This window comes from Psychroflexus aurantiacus, assembly GCF_010820555.1.
Taxonomy (GTDB): domain Bacteria; phylum Bacteroidota; class Bacteroidia; order Flavobacteriales; family Flavobacteriaceae; genus Psychroflexus; species Psychroflexus aurantiacus.
In genome coordinates, this window is the sequence record NZ_JAAIKD010000003.1 from 21,666 (window position 1) to 39,195 (window position 17,530).

Consider the following 17,530-nt stretch of genomic DNA (forward strand, 5'->3'; position numbering starts at 1 on the left):
ATTAATACATTAACCAAAACGGTCAAGGCTATTTAGGGAAGATCACTCACACTAAAACCTACTTCAAAACCTTCCCATTCAGCTCCACCTGGTACTGAATATCCACGGTCTGGTCCAGCATCTTGGAAACCGAACAGTACTTCTCGAAAGACAACTGAGCCGCACGCTGGGCTTTGTTGGCTGGGATATCGCCTTTGAGTTTCACCAGTAATTTAATGGTATGGAAAACTTTGGGATCGGTGTCCTTTCTAAAACCTTCCACCTCTACATCCAAATCCTCGATCTCCAGGTTTTGTTTTTTTAGAATATGCACAATATCGATGCTGCTGCAGCCCGCGGTTCCCATCAAAATCAACTCCATGGGGCTGGGTGCCTGGGGATTGGGAGCCGATGAATTGTAAAGTTCAATCTTGTGACCTAAGCTGTTTTCAGCTTCAAAATGCACATCACTTTGCTTTTTTTTATGTAAACTAATTTTCATGATAGTCTGTTTTCTACAAAAAAAAGCAATCTAATTGGTAACTCTGCTAAAAATAACTTAATACAATTTAGAATGCTTCAAATTTATTATGTTTGCACCGAGGAAGGATTTGACTGATTGCAACCTCTTTTTTAAAATGCTAAAGCAGTTTTCTTGAGACCGTAGTCATAGTATATCCTTCCCTCGACTATAACCTTAAACCTTATTTTATGTCATATTTATTTACTTCAGAGAGTGTTTCTGAAGGACATCCAGATAAAATCGCCGACCAGATCAGCGATGCTTTACTAGATTCTTTTTTAGCTTTCGATTCCTCGTCCAAAGTGGCCTGCGAAACTCTGGTCACCACAGGACAAGTGGTTTTGGCAGGAGAAGTAAGAAGCAATACCTACCTGGATGTACAGCAAATTGCCAGAGATGTAATCAACGATATTGGGTATACCAAAGGGGCGTATCAGTTTTCAGGGGATTCCTGTGGGGTCATTTCTTTGATTCACGAGCAGTCCCAGGATATATACCAGGGGGTTGACAAGGAGTCTAAAGAAAACCAGGGCGCCGGTGACCAGGGAATGATGTTTGGCTATGCGACCAAGGAAACCGAAAACTACATGCCTTTGGCACTGGATATTTCTCATAAGCTGCTTATAGAGCTGGCCAAACTCCGCCGAGTTGGCGACGAGATTTCTTATCTAAGACCAGATGCCAAGGCGCAGGTCACTATCGAATATTCTGATGATAATGTGCCCCAGCGTATCGATACCATCGTGGTTTCCACGCAGCATGACGAATTTGATGAAGATGAGACCATGCTTAAGAAAATTGCCGACGACATCAAATCCATCCTGATTCCAAGAGTCAAAGCTTTGTTTGATGAGGATACCCAGGCTCTGTTTGATGACGATATCACCTACCACATCAACCCCACAGGGAAATTTGTGATTGGCGGACCTCATGGCGATGCCGGTCTTACAGGCAGAAAAATCATCGTGGATACCTACGGCGGGAAAGGAGCGCACGGTGGCGGCGCATTTTCCGGGAAAGATCCCAGCAAAGTGGACAGGTCTGCGGCTTATGCGGCCAGACACGTTGCCAAAAATATGGTAGCTGCCGGTATTGCCGACGAAGTGCTTGTCCAGGTCTCTTATGCCATCGGCGTAAGTGAACCCACCTCTATTTTGGTGAACACAACCAATAAACACATCGACCTCAGCGATGGTGAAATTGCCAAGAAAATCAGACAGATTTTTGACATGCGCCCGGGAATGATCGAGGAGCGTCTTAAACTCCGCAACCCGATCTATCGCGAAACGGCGGCTTATGGTCACATGGGTAAAGAACCCAGAGTCGTCACCAAAATCTTTCGCTCAGATTATTCCGGTGAAGTCAAACATCAGGTCGAGTTATTCACCTGGGAAAAACTGGATTACGTCGATAAACTGAAACAGGCTTTCGACTTATAAATCGTTTATTCTGAATTTGTATCGAGTAAGCTTAAACACTTCACGATATTCAACTTTGAAGCTAATATTAATTTAAATTCAGCGTCCAGGCTTGTAAACTTGTCCCAAAGCACGGGACAAGTTTACAAAGCTCAGCACGTGTTACAGTGATGTCCGTCTTTGGATGGTGACTAATTTTAGACGCATCGCTTTTAAGATGTCAGGGGGAAGATTAAAGAATTGGCCTAAAACCAGATTACAACTTATAGATCACCGTAAACTTCAAAGGTCTTAAGATGAGTTTTAAAACTCAAATTAAAGGGGTCGAAAAGTTCAGCTTTTCTGTAGAGGTCCTCAGGATTTGGCAAATGTCTTCTGCGCTTTTCTGGTTGGTATCAATCCCTAAACAGGCCAGGTTATAAGGTTCGTACATCGCTTTTGCGGTAACATTAAACAAACCAATGGTTGGTGTGTTTGTCGCTGCAGCCAGATGCATGATCCCGCAATCTCCGGTAGTGAAAAGCGACGTCTGAGAGATAAACGATGCCAGTTCTCTGATGTTCTTACTGTAAAAGGCCGGGATTTTAAAGTCTAAAGAGGACACATTTTCTACCGGTAACGCTTCAATGATGTTATGGTCGGGATACTCTTTTTTTAAGGCCAGATAAAGATGATTCCACCATACTTTTGAAAAGCATTTTTTACCTGTTGCAAAAGTGTACAGGCAAATCGTGGGTTTATTTAAATCAGCATAGGTCGCCAACAATTGTTTTCCTAGATCTAATTCTTCATCTGTCAATTTAATTTCTAAATCAGGTAGGGGATTTTCTGTAAGGGATTGCTTCAGAAAGTAACGCAAACTATAAATGGGGTATTTGGAAATATGGGCTACATCTGCTGCTTCGAAAAGATTCAACTCCCGTTCATAACCAAAGAATTTATAATCCGCTCTCGCCACTTTAGTCGAAAGACGACCGGAGGATGAAGAGGCTTCCGCATTGATCACCAGATCATAGCTGTGCTGTCTCAAACTAAACCACGAGATCAAATAACGACCCAGTTCTTTAAAGTGCTGTTTAGGTAAACTGATGATCTTATCGATATACTCATAGTTTTCAAAAAGAACTTTCCCCAGATTACCTTTGAGGAATAAATCGATTTTTGCCTCGGGAAATTGCTGATGCACTTCTTTTATCAAGGGCATAATAAGCAATTGATTGCCAAGCCGATGGTTGGGACGTGTGATTAAAATACGCCTTATCTCATCCGGATTGATTAGGCTAATGCTTTGCTGTTTGAGTAGTTTTTTGGTTATCGATTTGGTTGCTTGTTTTCGAACAACATTAATCCTTTTTTTAAAATTCAAGACGTACCAAATTAGATTATTTTTTAGGGAACAATATTAGCAAATAATAAAATTTATTTGTTACAGATTTTAAAGTATCTTATAAATCAAAATAAAATCAACTGTAAAGCATCCTTACACCTGTTAAATAAATTCTTCTCTAAATCATTTTATTTGTAGAAGCCTTTTGCATCACCTAACTTTACTCAAAAATAAACCCATGAAACATTTTTACCTTTTATTAGCATCCCTTCTGCTTCTGGCAGCCTGTAACCAGAAAAAAAATAAGGCAGAAGATTCCACCACAGAGACGACTTCTGAAGTTACTTCGGAAAAAGACTGGAGCATTCTGGAAGACATTGCCTATGCCAACGGTTACGAGAACTGGTCTGAGGTAGATTCCATTTCCTACACCTTCAATGCACAAAGCGGTGAAAATACCTCGAGCCGTTCCTGGACCTGGAAGCCTAAAACAGGTGAGGTGACATTGTCGACTCCAGACACTACCGTCACTTACAACACCAATGGCTTTGAAGAAGAAGTCGCTTATGTAGACAGGAGGTTTGTGAATGATAAATACTGGTTGTTATTCCCGTTTCAGTTAATTTGGGATGAAAATTTCAATTATGAAGTTGCAGAGCAAGTCGTTTCTCCGATCTCAGGAGAAATGATGCAGGAAATCGCAATCATGTACAAAGATGAAGCAGGCTATACGCCGGGAGATACCTACCACATTTATGTAGATAAGGACAACATGATACGGGAATGGACCTATACGCCAAGCGGAAGCGATGAACCAAGACTGGCAACCACCTGGGAAGATTACCAGGATTTCAAAGGCCTCAAGATTGCCAAAATGCATAACACCAAAGAAGGCCAGTTTAAGATTTTCTTTACCGATATAAGCGTCAACTGATTTATGAAATACGTCAATTCCAGGGCTTTTGCAGAAGAACAGGACCAAAAGGATCCGTTACACCACTTCAGAAGTCAGTTTCACTTCCCGGTTAAAGCAGACGGTTCTCCCAAGATTTATCTGTGTGGAAATTCTCTTGGGCTCCAGCCAAAACAAACGGCCGACTATGTTCAGCAGGACTTAAACGACTGGGCCAGATATGGGGTGGAAGGCCATACCTATGCCAAAACTCCCTGGCTGACCTCCCATGAAGATTTAGCTATCCCCATGGCTAAAATCGTTGGCGCAAAACCAGAGGAAGTCGTTATTATGAATACCTTGACGGTCAATCTTCACCTGATGATGGTTTCGTTTTACAAACCGACGGACAAGAAATTCAAAATCCTGATCGAAAGTGATGCTTTTCCGTCCGATAAATATGCAGTAGAATCTCAGTTGAAATTTCACAATATCGATCCCAAAGAAGGCCTGATTCTCTGGAAACCCAGACCCGGTGAACATCTATGCCGACACGAGGATTTTGAAGAGCTTCTGAAAACCCATAAAGATGAAATTGCTTTAGTGATGGTGGGCAGCACCAATTACTATTCCGGTCAGGCCTTTGACCTGCAACGCATTGCCAAAGCCTGTCAGGACGAAAACATCACGGTGGGTTTCGACCTGGCCCATGGCGCCGGAAATATTCAACCCAATTTGCACGACATCGGCGCTGATTTTGCCGTGTGGTGTACTTATAAGTATTTGAATTCAGGCCCGGGTAGTCTTGGGGGTTGCTTTGTTCATGAAAAACACATTCAAAATCAAAGCCTCAATAAATTTGTTGGCTGGTGGGGACATAACAAAGCCTCACGATTCAACATGCGTGTGGATTTTGATCCTACCCCAACGGCAGAGGGCTGGCAGCTGAGCAATCCGCCGATTTTATCGCTGGCCGGAACCCGTTCGTCGCTGGATCTGTTTGAAAAAGCTGGTTTTGAAAACCTGAGAGAAAAGTCGGTGAAACTGACGGGATTTCTTGAATTTCTAATAGACGAACTCGATCATGAGGGTATATCGATTTTGACGCCCCGTACACCTGAAGAACGCGGATGCCAGCTATCTATACAAATGAAAAATGCCGACCGTTCCCTGTTTGATCAGCTCACAGCAAAAGGGCTTGTCGCCGACTGGCGGGAACCCGATGTGATTCGCATTGCTCCTGCCCCGCTTTATAATTCTTTTACAGACGTCTTTGAATTTGTACACCTTTTAAAACACTGTCTACATGACCACTAAAGAACATATACTCATCATCGGTGCCGGACTTTGTGGTTCACTGCTCGCCTTGAGGCTCGCGCAGCTGGGATATCCCGTGACGCTAACCGAAAAGCGATCTGATTTACGCAAAGCGAAACTGTCTGCCGGCCGTTCCATCAATCTGGCCTTATCCAATCGTGGGCTTAAAGGGCTCGAACTTGTAGGCCTGGAGAAAGAAGTGGAAAGCCTTTGCATCCCGATGTACGGCAGAATGCTACACAACCCCCAGGGCGAGATGCAGCTTTCAAAATACAGTGGCAGACAGGGTGAATACATCAATTCCATTTCCAGAACGGGGCTTAACGCCCTGCTTTTAGACAAGCTGGAAACCTATGAGAATGTCGAACTCCAGTTTGGAAACACCTGTACTCACGTGGACCTGAAAAAGGCAAACGCCAGCTTTAAGCAGGCAGGTTCAGAATATACCCTGCAGGCCGATTATATTATCGGAACAGACGGCGCGGGGTCTGTGGTACGACAGCAGATGGAACAGGAAAAAGGATTTTTATTTAGCCGTTCTCAGGATTTCCTGACCCATGGCTATAAAGAACTAACCTTTCCTGCGTCCAAAGACGGTGATTATGCTACCGAAAAAGGGGCTTTACACATCTGGCCACGGGGTGAAAACATGCTGATTGCCCTGCCCAATATGGATAAGAGCTTTACGGTGACCCTGTTTTTGGCTTATGAAGGCGGTAAATACAACTTCAATAATTTGACTAATGAAGAGATCGTTGAGGAGTACTTTAAGGACGTTTATCCGGATGCATACCACCTGATGCCCGACTTAAAAACTGAATTTTTTGAAAACCCAACAGCCCCGCTGGGAACCATTCGGTGTTTTCCCTGGACCTATGGAAAAACCCTGTTGATGGGTGATGCGTCACATGCCATCGTTCCGTTTTACGGGCAGGGCATGAATGCTTCTTTTGAAGATGTGGTAGAATTTGATAAAATGCTGGCTGACTCTGATTTTGACCTTGAGGTTACTTTTGAGCAGTTTAGCAAGCACAGAAAACCCGATGCTGATGCGATTGCTGATTTGGCTTTGGACAATTTCCATGAAATGAAATCGCATACGGCCGATGACGTATTTTTAGAAAAGCGAAAGCTGGAACTGGATTTTGAAAATGAATTTCCTTCAGAATATTATTCCAAATATGCACTGGTCACCTTTAGAGAAGACCTGCCCTATTCCAAAGCCATACGTCAGGGACGAGCCCAGGATCTGGTGATTCAGGAAATGCTGAGAAAAAATATCCTGAAACCTGAGATGAGTCTCAAAGAAAAATTAAATTTGGTGCTTGAAGTTTCCGAAAAAGCGGAACACAACGAACTGATTTTTGACCTTAATTCATAAGCCATGAAGCTACTAGACGGTAAAGCAGTCTCCAAAGAAATCCTAAAAAAAGTAAAGGCGGATATAGACCAACATATCGAAAAAAAACATCTGGGCTACAATTTGTCACGGCCAAGCATAGCTATAGTCATGGTGGGCGAAAATGCGGCCAGTGAGTCTTATGTTCGTGGAAAGATTAAGGCATGCGATAAAGCAGAGATTAATCACAAAGTGATTCGGTTTGAGGAGTCCATTTCTACCTTTGAACTGATATCAGAAATCAAAAAATTGAACAAATCTCATTTTGACGGGTTCATCGTCCAATTACCACTCCCCGACCATATCGATCCTAACTCCATCATCAACGAAATCAGTGCTTATAAAGATATTGACGGGTTTCATCCCCTCAATTTTGGAAAAATGGCTTTAGGGCAAAAATCGATGCGTCCGGCCACAGCTTACGGGATTTTGAAACTGCTTCAGCATTATGACATTCAAACCAATAGTCAGCACGTGGTCGTGATTGGGAGATCCAACATCGTTGGAAAACCCATTTCCATCATGCTAGGGAATGACTTTGAAGTGGGACGTTCTACCGTAACCTCCTGCGATATTCACACCCCAAAAGCGCTGCTTAAAGAAGAATCCCGGAAAGCGGACATTGTTATTGTGGCTGTCGGAAAGCCTGGTTTTTTGACTTCAGACATGATCAAGGAAGGGGCCGTGGTCATTGATGTGGGCATCAATCGATTAGATTCAGGCAAACTGGTTGGGGACTGTGATTTTGAGGATGTTTCCCAAAAGGCAAGTTACCTCACTCCTGTTCCGGGTGGCGTAGGTCCTATGACCATCGCTGGACTCATCCTTAACACCTATGAAGCCTGGAAGATGAAAAATCTGATCGAAGATTAGAAGGAGAGATATTAGATAGTAAAAGTTAGATAGTAGAAAATTTAAAACATAGAGATGACAAAACGAAAACTCAGAATAAACGGTCACTCTCATCTGCTTCCTTACCCGGAAGAGATTCCGAATTTCATGCGTGAAAAGGAAATTTTCTGGATCGATGACGATAAAAAATTTATGCTTCAAAAAGGTTGGAAACGTCCTGTTACCGATTCTAGTTTTTTTCTCAACGAAAAGCTGGAATGGATGGAGCGTTACAACATCGACCATGCCGTTGTTCTCAACTTATCTCAGCTCTACGGAAACGGGCTTCGCGTGGAAGAAATGAAAAAAGCCCTGCGTTTTCAAAATGACTTCAATGCCAAAATTCAACAAAACCATCCCAATAAATTCACCTGCGGATTTGTAGTACATCCCGGCTTTGTGCGAGGTGCCCTATGGGAAATTGAGCGCTGCGTGGAAGAGCTGGATCTAAAATTGCTTTGCCTGCCAACTCACTACATGGACAGCATAGGTACCTGGCGATGTATTTTTGATGAAGAAAACGAACCTATTTTCGAATTGGCCAGCAAGTACAACCTGGCGGTTGAAATTCATCCCTACGACGGTGAAAAATTCATCAAACTAGAAAACACCTCCTGGCGTTTTCACCTCATCTGGATGCTGGCTCAGTGTGCGGATGCGTATCACTTTTTAACCCTGAATGGCTATCCGGACAAGTATCCTAATATGCGCGTGTGCTTTGCACACGGAGGACAACTGGCACAGATCAATCTGGGCAGAAGGATTCAGGGGTTTGATGGCCGACCAGACTTATTTGAAGGTAAGGTTCACCCTCGAAAATCGGTTGGTCATAAAAATATATTCTTTGATACCCTGGTTCACGATACCCGGTCCTTAAAACTGCTTTTAGAAAACCAGAAAAGCTCCCAGATCCTTACCGGTCTGGATGATCCCTATCCACTGGGCGAAATGGAAAGCGAACCACAGTCGTCCTACCCGGGAAAAATTCTGGACCTGGCTTTGGAACAAAAAATCATTACCGAAATAGAAAAAGAAGAAATCTGGTCGGATAACGTTCTGCAGTGGCTTTTTGGTGACGATCAAAAGAAAAAAGATGACTTAGTCAAGAAAATCATCAGTTAATGGATTTTATATCTCCAAAACTCCAGGCCTATGTAGAAGCACATTCGGAAGATGAACCCGGATTGCTTCAGCAACTGACAAAAGAGACCTGGCAAAAAGTCCTTCAGCCCAGGATGCTGAGCGGTCACTATCAGGGCAGGATACTTAGCTTGATCTCGAAGCTGATTCAGCCTGCATCCGTTTTAGAAATAGGCACCTATACCGGATATTCTGCTTTATGCCTTGCCGAAGGTCTTTCAGAAGAAGGAAAAATTTATACCATAGACCGCAACGAAGAGCTTTACGATTTGCAAAGAAAATACTTCGACCTAAGTGGTCATGGACAGCAGATTTTTCAATATACCGGGGATGCCAGGCAAATCATTCCAGAAATCCATGCTGAATTTGATCTGGTTTTTATCGATGCGGACAAATCTTCTTATCCACTTTATTTTGAACTGATTATCGACAAACTCAAGTCTGGCGGACTTATCTTATCGGACAATGTGCTTTGGAGCGGCAAAGTTGTAGAAGAGCTGAATCCTAAAGACAAGGATACAAAAGCTTTACTGGAATACAACCTGAAGCTTAAAGAAGATTCCAGACTAGAGACTGTATTACTCCCTATAAGAGATGGATTCACCATCTCCAGAAAGCGCTGAGCCCTGGTGAAATTTTTGGTTTTATTTAATGGTTTTTTCGGAAGTAATACAAGTCATGTTAAATATATTTGACAAAAAACTAGTCATCAGATTTTTACCCTATTTCCTTTTTCTTTTTCTGACGCAATCTGGCTTCGCACAAAGCTATGAATTAGCAGGAACAGTTACCGACCTTACCGGTGAACCCATTGCCGGAGCAAGTATAATCATTGCTGAAAAAAACAGAGGGACGGTTACCACAAAGAATGGTAACTACTCCATCCAGCTTGCTGAAGGTATGTATGTGGTAAAAGTCACTTTTCTCGGTTATAAAAGCCTTGAAAAACGCATCGCTTTAAATTCTGATACAACAGCAAACTTCACCCTCACTCCTCAGACAGAAGACCTGGAAGAAGTCATTGTTACCGATAACATTGAGGGCATCAACATAAGGGATACTGAAATGAGCGTGGGTAAACTCGATGCATCCAGTATTAAAAAGATTCCAGTCATTTTCGGTGAAGTCGATGTGATTCGCTCTCTGCTCCAGCTTCCGGGAATCTCCAACGCCGGTGAAGGCGCTTCCGGCTTCAATGTAAGAGGAGGCGCTACAGATCAAAATTTGATTTTGATAGATGATGCGTTGGTATATAATTCCTCTCATCTCTTTGGGTTTTTCTCCATCTTCAATGCCGATGCAGTAGATTATTTAAAACTTTATAAAGGTGGTATTCCGGCTAATTACGGTGGAAGAGTTTCCTCGGTATTGGATATTCAGCAAAAAACAGGAAACACCCAAAGGCTTAAAGGTGAAGGCGGCATCGGGGTTATTTCGAGTAAATTAACCCTCGAGGGACCTATCCAAAAAGATAAAAGTTCGTTTTTACTGAGTGGTCGTGGCACCTACGCACACTTGTTTTTAAAGCTGACAGATAATGCCAACTCGGCTTACTTCTATGATTTAAATACAAAACTGAACTTTAACATCGACGAGAAAAATACGCTGAGTTTTTCAGGATATTATGGGTTGGACTATGTCAATATCAATGATAGTTTTACCAATATTTACGGCAATGCTTTTGGTATTTTGGACTGGGAACACCAGTTTGATGAAAACATCAGTTCCAGATTAAACTTTTCTTATAGCCAATACGACTATGAGCTTGATTTAGCTTTGGTGGGCTTCAATTTTCAAAATAGTATTTCCAACCTTGATCTGAGTTATCAAATTGACCAGGTCGTCCATCCTGAGTTAAGCCTTTCTTACGGATTAAGCTCAATTCGATATCAGGTCAACCCTGGTAAAATTGTACCCACCGTAGTGGAATCCTTTATAAATCCAAGAACACTGGATGATAAATATGCCTTCGATAATGCTGCGTTTATTTCTGTGAGTCAGTCCCTGAGTGAAAGGATAAATATACAGTACGGGCTGAGGCTCAGTGCTTTTTTGAGAATGCAGGACGAGTCTGTCGCTATTTATGCAAACAATAATCCGTTGCTGTATGATGAAATCCGGGATATTTATGTGGAAGCCGAACCCCTTGAAACTGTAGAGGGTAATCCTTCTGAAGTCGAAAAAAGTTTTATCAATCTGGAACCCAGACTAGGGCTGTCTTATCTTTTAAACGATAAGACTTCTGTAAAGGCAAGTTATAACCGAATGGTGCAGAACCTTCACTTGATATCCAATACCTCATCTCCTACTCCATTTGATGTCTGGACCCCAAGTGGAACCTACATCAAACCTCAAAAGTTAGATCAATACGCCCTTGGATTTTTTAAGGATTTTGAAAACATACCTTTTACGCTGGAAACCGAAGTGTTCTACAAACACATCGACGACAGAATCGATTATATAGATGGCGCTGATTTAATAGCCAATGATGCTATTGAACGCGTTATCCTGAATGGCGAAAGCAGAGCTTACGGCCTTGAATTTTACCTGAAGAAAAAGAAGGGGAAACTCACGGGCTGGCTCTCCTATACCTTATCCAGAAGCGAACAGCGCACCCCGGGAAGAACGCCTGATGAAATCGGTATCAACAATGGAGAGTGGTATCTCAATGGGTATGATAAAACCCATGACATCTCACTAACCAGCAGTTACGAGCTCAGTGATAAGTGGCAACTGAACAGCAATTTTGTGTTACAAACCGGACGTCCGGTTAATTTTCCAGTAGGCCAGTTTGAATTCCAGGACCTCAATATTCCTGTGTTTGAAGGAAGGAACTTAAACCGACTTCCCGCTTTTCACAGACTGGATTTATCTGCTACTTATACCCCTGATCAGAAAAGAAAGAACTGGTCCTCGTCATGGAATTTTGGGATTTACAACGTGTATAACCGCAGAAATGCGGCTTCGCTCAATTTTGAGCAAAACGCAAGCACAGGTCAAAACGAAGCTGTCAGATTTTCTATTTTTGGGATAGTCCCTTCTGTGAGTTATAGCTTTAAATTTTAAAGGATGCGAAAACTATTAATTTTACTTGGATTTGTAAGTCTGTTCATCGCCTGTGAAGACGTTGTGGAAGTCGACCTGGAAGAAGCAAAGCCAAGACTTGTAGTCGATGCTATTTTACAGTGGGAAAAGGGAACCTCCGGTGAAACGCAGGTCATAAGCTTGAGTCGGACGCGCGGTTTTTTTGAGGAAGAACCCCGTCCGGTTTCAGATGCCCTTGTTAAGGTAAGCGATGGTTCCGGACTTGAATTCACCTTTGAGGAAACCTCTCCAGGGGAATATGTTACCCGTAATTTTCAACCCGCACTGAATGAAAAGTACAGCTTGAGCATAGAAGTGAATGGGAGCGTCTATTCGGCAGAGGAAACCCTGAAACCTGTAGTACCTATAGATTTTATACAACAAAACGACCAGGGCGGATTCTCCAGTGAAAATATTGAGCTTAAAGTTTTTTATACCGATCCTGAAGGCATTGAAAATTATTATCTGTTCAAGTTTTTCGCTCCATTTCTGGCTTTCCCGGAGTTTGATATCAATGAGGATGAATTTAGTGATGGCAACCAGATTTTTGATATCTTTTCTGAAGAAGACCTGGAGCCGGGAATGCCTGTAACTATTCAGCTTCATGGAATTTCGAAAGGCTATTATAATTTCCTGGAAATTTTACTGGCCCAGGCGGGAAGTGCTGGCGGCCCTTTTGAAACACAACCGGCCACCGTCAGAGGAAATATCAAAAATGAAAATGATACTGAGGAATTAATTTTTGGTTATTTTGGACTTTCAGAAGTCGATGAAATCATTTATACCGTTCAATAATGCGCAAAGAATTCCAAAAAATCACAGAGCAATCTTCAAAGTACAGACATCTGGAAAACATGTCAACCCAGGAGCTTTTGAAGACTATCAATGCTGAAGATCAGCTGGTGCCGCTCGCTGTCGAGAAAGAAATTCAGGCCATTGAATGCCTGGTGGACGTAGTCGCAGAACAACTTCAGAAGGGAGGAAGATTATTCTACATCGGGGCAGGAACCAGCGGCAGACTCGGCATACTGGATGCCAGTGAATGCCCGCCCACCTTTGGTGTTTCTGCTGACCTGGTCAACGGTCTCATCGCAGGGGGCGATAAGGCGATAAGAAAAGCTGTAGAACATGCAGAGGACGACACCAGCCAGGCCTGGAAAGACCTCGAAACCCATCACATCCATAAAGAAGATGTCGTGATAGGCATTGCAGCTTCCGGGACGACACCTTATGTTGTTGGCGGCCTGAAAGCCTGTCAGCAACATAACATCATAACCGGCTGCATAGTTTGTAATCCCCATTCACCTATTTCCGAAGTTTCCGATTTTCCCATTGAAATCATCGTGGGACCTGAATTCGTTACCGGGAGTTCCAGAATGAAAGCAGGCACTGCCCAAAAACTAGTCCTGAACATGATTTCTACCTCAGTGATGATCAAACTGGGGCGTGTGAAAGACAATAAAATGGTAGATATGCAACTGAGCAATGCCAAACTCAAAAAACGCGGAAGCCTTTTGATTTCTGAAGCTTTAGGAGTTTCTGAAGAAAAAGCGGCAGAATTATTGAAACTGCACGGAAGTGTAAGAAAAGCCATTGATCATGAAACAAACCAATAAAGAAACCTTGGCCAAAGGCGTAAGATTTCTGGCCGGGGCTTTACCCCTGGCCTTCATAGGGCCTTCTGTGGTTTTTAGCGCCTTCAATAATCAGGATAAACCTTTGTACTGGCCTATTCTGATTTCGGGACTTTTAGCCTGTGCAGGAGCTATTTATTTAATGTTTCGAGGAATAAAAACCCTGATGAGGGCCTTGTTTGACGATTGATACAGTTTACTTACTCCTCAAACGGTTTTTTAAGCTGATTCCAAAAGTCCTGAGGATAGTTTTCATCATCCTCAAACCCAAGTTCAATATCTTTTCCATCTTCAGGAACATGAGCGGTTCCAAACAGATAATCCCAAAGACTCAGGCTTAAACCGAAATTCATGCCGAAGGGATGCTCAGCCGGTAAGGCCTTGGAATGATGCCAGATATGCATTTTGGGATTGTTAAAGATGTATTTTAAGGGGCCATAGTCCCAGCCCACATTGGCATGATTGAGATGCCCTATAAAAACGCCAAACATGTGTACGATAAAAAATTCCTGAATTCCAAAGCCAATCATAGCCAGAGGAATATACTGGATCGCTTTATAAATGATGGTTTCCATAAAATGAAATCTGAACTGAGCAGCAAACCCCATTTCTTTGACACTGTGATGAACTTTATGAAACTTCCACAACCAGGAACGTTTATGCAACTGAATATGCACATTCCATTGTATAAAATCGGCTACCAGAAACAGGATTAAAAACTGAGACCAGATCGGGAAATTCTGAATATGAAAGGCTATTATATTTTCAATGCCGAAGAGCCCCAGGAAATCGTTGAATAATTCTACTACGACATTGGAGATGGCATTATATCCTATAAGGGAGAAAATGAAAAAGTTGAAAAACACATAAAAAACATCCAGCCAGAAGCCTTTGCGAATGATTTTCTGATCCTTACGCCAGGGAATGATGATTTCCATAGAAAGCACCAGAAGCGAAAGTCCGATGAGCCACCAGAAGTAATTGGTGAGTGATGGGTTTTGAATTTCATTCATCAGGTAATTGAAATACCCCGTAAACGAATTCAAAAAAATGTCTGTATATTTTTCCATAATCTGATGCAAATTTAAAACCTCAGCATGGATTCTTATGTATCATAAATCACAATAGTCTTTTAAATAAAAACCAGGCACAAAGCGCGTATTATTCATGAATTCGACCTGTCATCCTACTAAAAAGCCTTACTTTTATTTCGATTGAAAATGTTGAAATTAAACCAGAACACTCATGGATTTTAAAAATAAAAGAGTTTTAATCACAGGAGCTTCACGAGGAATAGGCAGAGCTACCGCTATAGCTTTCGCCAGTAAGGGCGCTAAGGTGGGAATCAACTTTAAAAGCCGAACCGATGAAGCTGAAAAAACACTTGCCGAACTTTCTGGAGACGGACATGGACTTTTTCAATACGACATTTCAAAAAAAGAAGAAGCTGCAGCACTCATCGGTGATTTTATAAATAAGTATGACCGCATAGATGTGCTGGTTAATAATGCAGGAATTGCGATTTCTCACAACCTGGAGGAAGTAAATTTTGATGACTGGACTTCAGCCTGGGAAAACACACTAAAAACCAATCTTTTCGCTGCGGCGAACCTGTCATATATAGTAGCACGGCATATGATTAAGGCTGGAGGCGGACATATCGTTAATGTGTCTTCCAGGGGAGCTTTTCGAGGCGAGCCAGACCAGCCCGCCTACGGGGCAAGCAAAGCCGGTCTCAATGCCTTGAGCCAGTCCCTGGCCAAAAAGCTGGCGCCCCATAAGATTTATGTTGGCGTGGTTGCCCCTGGATTTACAGAAACCGACATGGCAACCGAAACCTTAACTCCTGATGAAAGAGAGACCATGCTCAATGAAACCCCATTTCACCGGATGGCCAAGCCTAAAGAAGTTGCGCATGCTATTTTATTTTTAGCCTCAGATGAAGCCGCTTACTCGTCCGGGAGCATCATTGACGTGAATGGGGCAAGTTATCTGAGAAGTTAGAACTCAAAATTTGGGGTAAAACCGACCGGTCTTTGATTTGTAGGCTTTATAATCGTCAAACATAGATTCAAGAAGGGATTCTTCATAGTTTGTTTTGTAATAAAACAAAACTAAAATGGCCAGACTGACGCAAAGCTTATAACCATCACCCAGCCAAAACGAAAAGCTGAACATAAAGATTAAAATGCCTGTATACATAGGATGTCGGCTTAGCCTGTAGGCTCCGGTAGTGATGAGTTTGGAATTAGGCTTAGGAGTGGGAAATGGAGACAGGTGAAAATTCATTTGCAAAAGCGCAGCCACTGTAATAACGACCCCCAACATACCGAGATAAAACCATACGAAATGCTCCATAAAACGGATCGAAAACCATTGAATGTCGAGAAAAAATGCCAGTATCAATAAAAACTGAACAGCGACTAGGCTTATGTCTTTGATTTTGGGCATGTGCTCTTTTTATACAAAGATACCAATCCTTTTTTGCTGTATGTTGTTTTTTTACAGTTTGCTGATTATTATCATTTTAAGAGATTAAAGCGCTCAGTATTTTTGAATAAAATGAAATCCACATGCAAGCTTTAATTCAGAAATACAATGTTCCGGGACCCAGATACACAAGTTACCCAACGGTTCCCTTCTGGGATGTATCCACTTACAGTCCATCTTCATGGATCAAAAGTTTACAAAAAGGGGATGCCTCTCGTGAAATCAGCTTGTACATCCACCTTCCGTTTTGTGAAAGCTTATGTACGTTTTGTGCCTGCAACAAACGCATTACCAAAAGACACGAAGTTGAACTTCCCTATATAGAAGCCGTATTGAAAGAATGGAACATGTATCTTGAGATTCTTCAGGAAAAACCAGTTTTAAAAGAAATACATCTTGGAGGAGGAACCCCTACTTTTTTTGATCCAGAGCATTTAAAATATCTTTTAGAAACCCTTAAAAGCTCCTGCGAAATTCCAGAAGACGTTAGCTATAGTTTTGAAGGACATCCCAACAATACGACAGTAAATCATCTCAAAACCTTAAGCAGTCTGGGCTTTGACCGTGTGAGTTATGGCATTCAGGATTATAACCCTAAAGTCCAAATCGCTATACACAGAATACAGTCTTTTGAAACCGTTAAAAGCATCACAGAGCAATCCCGGGCTTTTGGCTACAAGTCGGTGAGTCATGACCTGATTTATGGCTTACCTATGCAAACTCTGGAAGATGTCATCGCTAGCATCCATAAGACCACAGAGCTGATGCCGGACCGCATTGCCTTTTACAGTTATGCCCATGTGCCATGGACCAAAGGAAACGGTCAGCGCGGTTATGATGAAAAGGATTTACCCTCGGCAAAATTAAAACGCCAACAGTATGAGACGGGTAAGATAATGCTTGAAGAAAAAGGCTATATCGAAATTGGTATGGATCACTTCGCTTTACCGGAAGATGAACTGGCCATTGCTTTTCAAACCAAAACCCTTCACAGAAATTTCATGGGGTATACCACTACCAAAACCGACAAAATGATTGGACTTGGTGTTTCTGCCATCAGCGACAGCTGGTTTGGCTTTTCTCAAAATCATAAAAATCTGAAACACTATTACGAGAGTTTGGCACAAAATGAACTGCCCGTGTCCAGGGGTCACATTTTGGATGAAACTGATCTTATAATCAGAAGAAAAATCTTAAATTTAATGTGCCATTTTGAAACCAGCCTGGAGAATTTGGAGGTAATTACGCAACTGGGCATTAAAAACGATTTGGCTGAGTTTGAAATGGACCAGTTACTTAGTATCGAAAATAATACGATAAAAGTGAAACCAGCTGGAAAAGCTTTTATTAGAAACATATGCATGGCATTCGATCTAAGATTAAAAGCTAAAGAAACAGAATCTCAACTATTTTCAATGACTATTTAAACCTACCAC

Annotated in this window: 17 protein-coding genes; 13 read left to right on the forward strand and 4 right to left on the reverse strand. The window is 42.2% G+C overall.

Features of this window, described 5'->3' with window-relative positions:
- Positions 1-58 precede the first annotated feature (58 nt).
- A complete protein-coding gene (locus tag G3567_RS05495) occupies positions 59-481 on the reverse strand; it encodes an OsmC family protein (RefSeq protein ID WP_164004340.1) in 423 nt (140 codons plus the stop codon).
- A gap of 209 nt (positions 482-690) precedes the next feature.
- Between G3567_RS05495 and metK the strand changes: the two genes are divergently transcribed.
- Entirely contained in the window at positions 691-1,941 is a 1,251-nt protein-coding gene (gene metK / locus G3567_RS05500) for a methionine adenosyltransferase (protein WP_164004341.1), read from the forward strand.
- Positions 1,942-2,230: 289 nt separating this feature from the next.
- On the opposite strand, the gene G3567_RS05505 is transcribed toward metK, so the two are convergent.
- Positions 2,231-3,286, reverse strand: a complete 1,056-nt coding sequence (locus G3567_RS05505) for a glycosyltransferase family 9 protein (protein WP_164004342.1) — start codon at positions 3,284-3,286, stop codon at positions 2,231-2,233.
- Between the two features lie 199 nt (positions 3,287-3,485).
- On the opposite strand from G3567_RS05505, the gene G3567_RS05510 reads away from it, so the two are divergent.
- Genes G3567_RS05510 through G3567_RS05555 form a run of 10 tightly spaced genes read left to right on the forward strand, consistent with a single transcriptional unit; the run spans position 3,486 to position 13,794 of the window.
- Positions 3,486-4,181 (forward strand): hypothetical protein, encoded by a 696-nt coding sequence (locus G3567_RS05510; protein ID WP_164004343.1) that lies wholly within the window; start codon positions 3,486-3,488, stop codon positions 4,179-4,181.
- Positions 4,182-4,184: 3 nt separating this feature from the next.
- Positions 4,185-5,456 (forward strand): kynureninase, encoded by a 1,272-nt coding sequence (gene kynU, locus G3567_RS05515; RefSeq protein ID WP_164004344.1) that lies wholly within the window; start codon positions 4,185-4,187, stop codon positions 5,454-5,456.
- A complete protein-coding gene (locus tag G3567_RS05520) occupies positions 5,446-6,837 on the forward strand; it encodes an FAD-dependent oxidoreductase (protein WP_164004345.1) in 1,392 nt (463 codons plus the stop codon). Before kynU ends, G3567_RS05520 begins: the two co-directional genes overlap by 11 nt.
- Positions 6,838-6,840: 3 nt before the next feature.
- Positions 6,841-7,728 carry a bifunctional 5,10-methylenetetrahydrofolate dehydrogenase/5,10-methenyltetrahydrofolate cyclohydrolase gene (locus G3567_RS05525; protein WP_164004346.1) on the forward strand — a complete coding sequence of 296 codons (888 nt, stop codon included), beginning with the start codon at positions 6,841-6,843 and terminating at the stop codon, positions 7,726-7,728.
- 54 nt (positions 7,729-7,782) lie between these two features.
- Positions 7,783-8,868, forward strand: coding sequence for an amidohydrolase family protein (locus G3567_RS05530; RefSeq protein ID WP_164004347.1), 1,086 nt, complete (start codon positions 7,783-7,785; stop codon positions 8,866-8,868).
- Positions 8,868-9,509 (forward strand): O-methyltransferase, encoded by a 642-nt coding sequence (locus G3567_RS05535; RefSeq protein ID WP_164004348.1) that lies wholly within the window; start codon positions 8,868-8,870, stop codon positions 9,507-9,509. Before G3567_RS05530 ends, G3567_RS05535 begins: the two co-directional genes overlap by 1 nt.
- Before the next feature lie 55 nt (positions 9,510-9,564).
- The gene (locus tag G3567_RS05540; protein ID WP_164004349.1) at positions 9,565-11,952 is read left to right on the forward strand and encodes a TonB-dependent receptor; all 2,388 of its coding nucleotides are present in this window, start codon (positions 9,565-9,567) and stop codon (positions 11,950-11,952) included.
- Positions 11,953-11,955: 3 nt separating this feature from the next.
- Positions 11,956-12,765 carry a DUF4249 domain-containing protein gene (locus tag G3567_RS05545; RefSeq protein WP_164004350.1) on the forward strand — a complete coding sequence of 270 codons (810 nt, stop codon included), beginning with the start codon at positions 11,956-11,958 and terminating at the stop codon, positions 12,763-12,765.
- Complete coding sequence (gene murQ, locus G3567_RS05550; protein WP_164004351.1) at positions 12,765-13,586, forward strand: N-acetylmuramic acid 6-phosphate etherase; 822 nt, start codon at positions 12,765-12,767, stop codon at positions 13,584-13,586. The genes G3567_RS05545 and murQ overlap by 1 nt, the downstream gene beginning before the upstream one ends.
- Positions 13,570-13,794: a DUF6095 family protein gene (locus G3567_RS05555; protein ID WP_164004352.1), complete on the forward strand. Its 225-nt coding sequence runs from the start codon at positions 13,570-13,572 to the stop codon at positions 13,792-13,794. Before murQ ends, G3567_RS05555 begins: the two co-directional genes overlap by 17 nt.
- A 10-nt stretch (positions 13,795-13,804) precedes the next feature.
- Here G3567_RS05555 and G3567_RS05560 read toward each other — a convergent pair whose 3' ends face one another.
- On the reverse strand, positions 13,805-14,674 hold the full coding sequence (locus G3567_RS05560; RefSeq protein WP_164004353.1) for a sterol desaturase family protein: 870 nt from the start codon (positions 14,672-14,674) through the stop codon (positions 13,805-13,807).
- A 175-nt stretch (positions 14,675-14,849) separates the two neighbouring features.
- Here G3567_RS05560 and G3567_RS05565 point away from each other — a divergent pair, with 175 nt between their 5' ends.
- Complete coding sequence (locus tag G3567_RS05565) at positions 14,850-15,608, forward strand: SDR family NAD(P)-dependent oxidoreductase (protein WP_164004354.1); 759 nt, start codon at positions 14,850-14,852, stop codon at positions 15,606-15,608.
- A gap of 3 nt (positions 15,609-15,611) precedes the next feature.
- On the opposite strand, the gene G3567_RS05570 is transcribed toward G3567_RS05565, so the two are convergent.
- Positions 15,612-16,055: a methyltransferase family protein gene (locus G3567_RS05570; RefSeq protein ID WP_164004355.1), complete on the reverse strand. Its 444-nt coding sequence runs from the start codon at positions 16,053-16,055 to the stop codon at positions 15,612-15,614.
- Between the two features lie 122 nt (positions 16,056-16,177).
- On the opposite strand from G3567_RS05570, the gene hemN reads away from it, so the two are divergent.
- Positions 16,178-17,521, forward strand: a complete 1,344-nt coding sequence (gene hemN, locus G3567_RS05575) for an oxygen-independent coproporphyrinogen III oxidase (protein WP_164004356.1) — start codon at positions 16,178-16,180, stop codon at positions 17,519-17,521.
- The last annotated feature ends 9 nt before the right edge of the window (positions 17,522-17,530 follow it).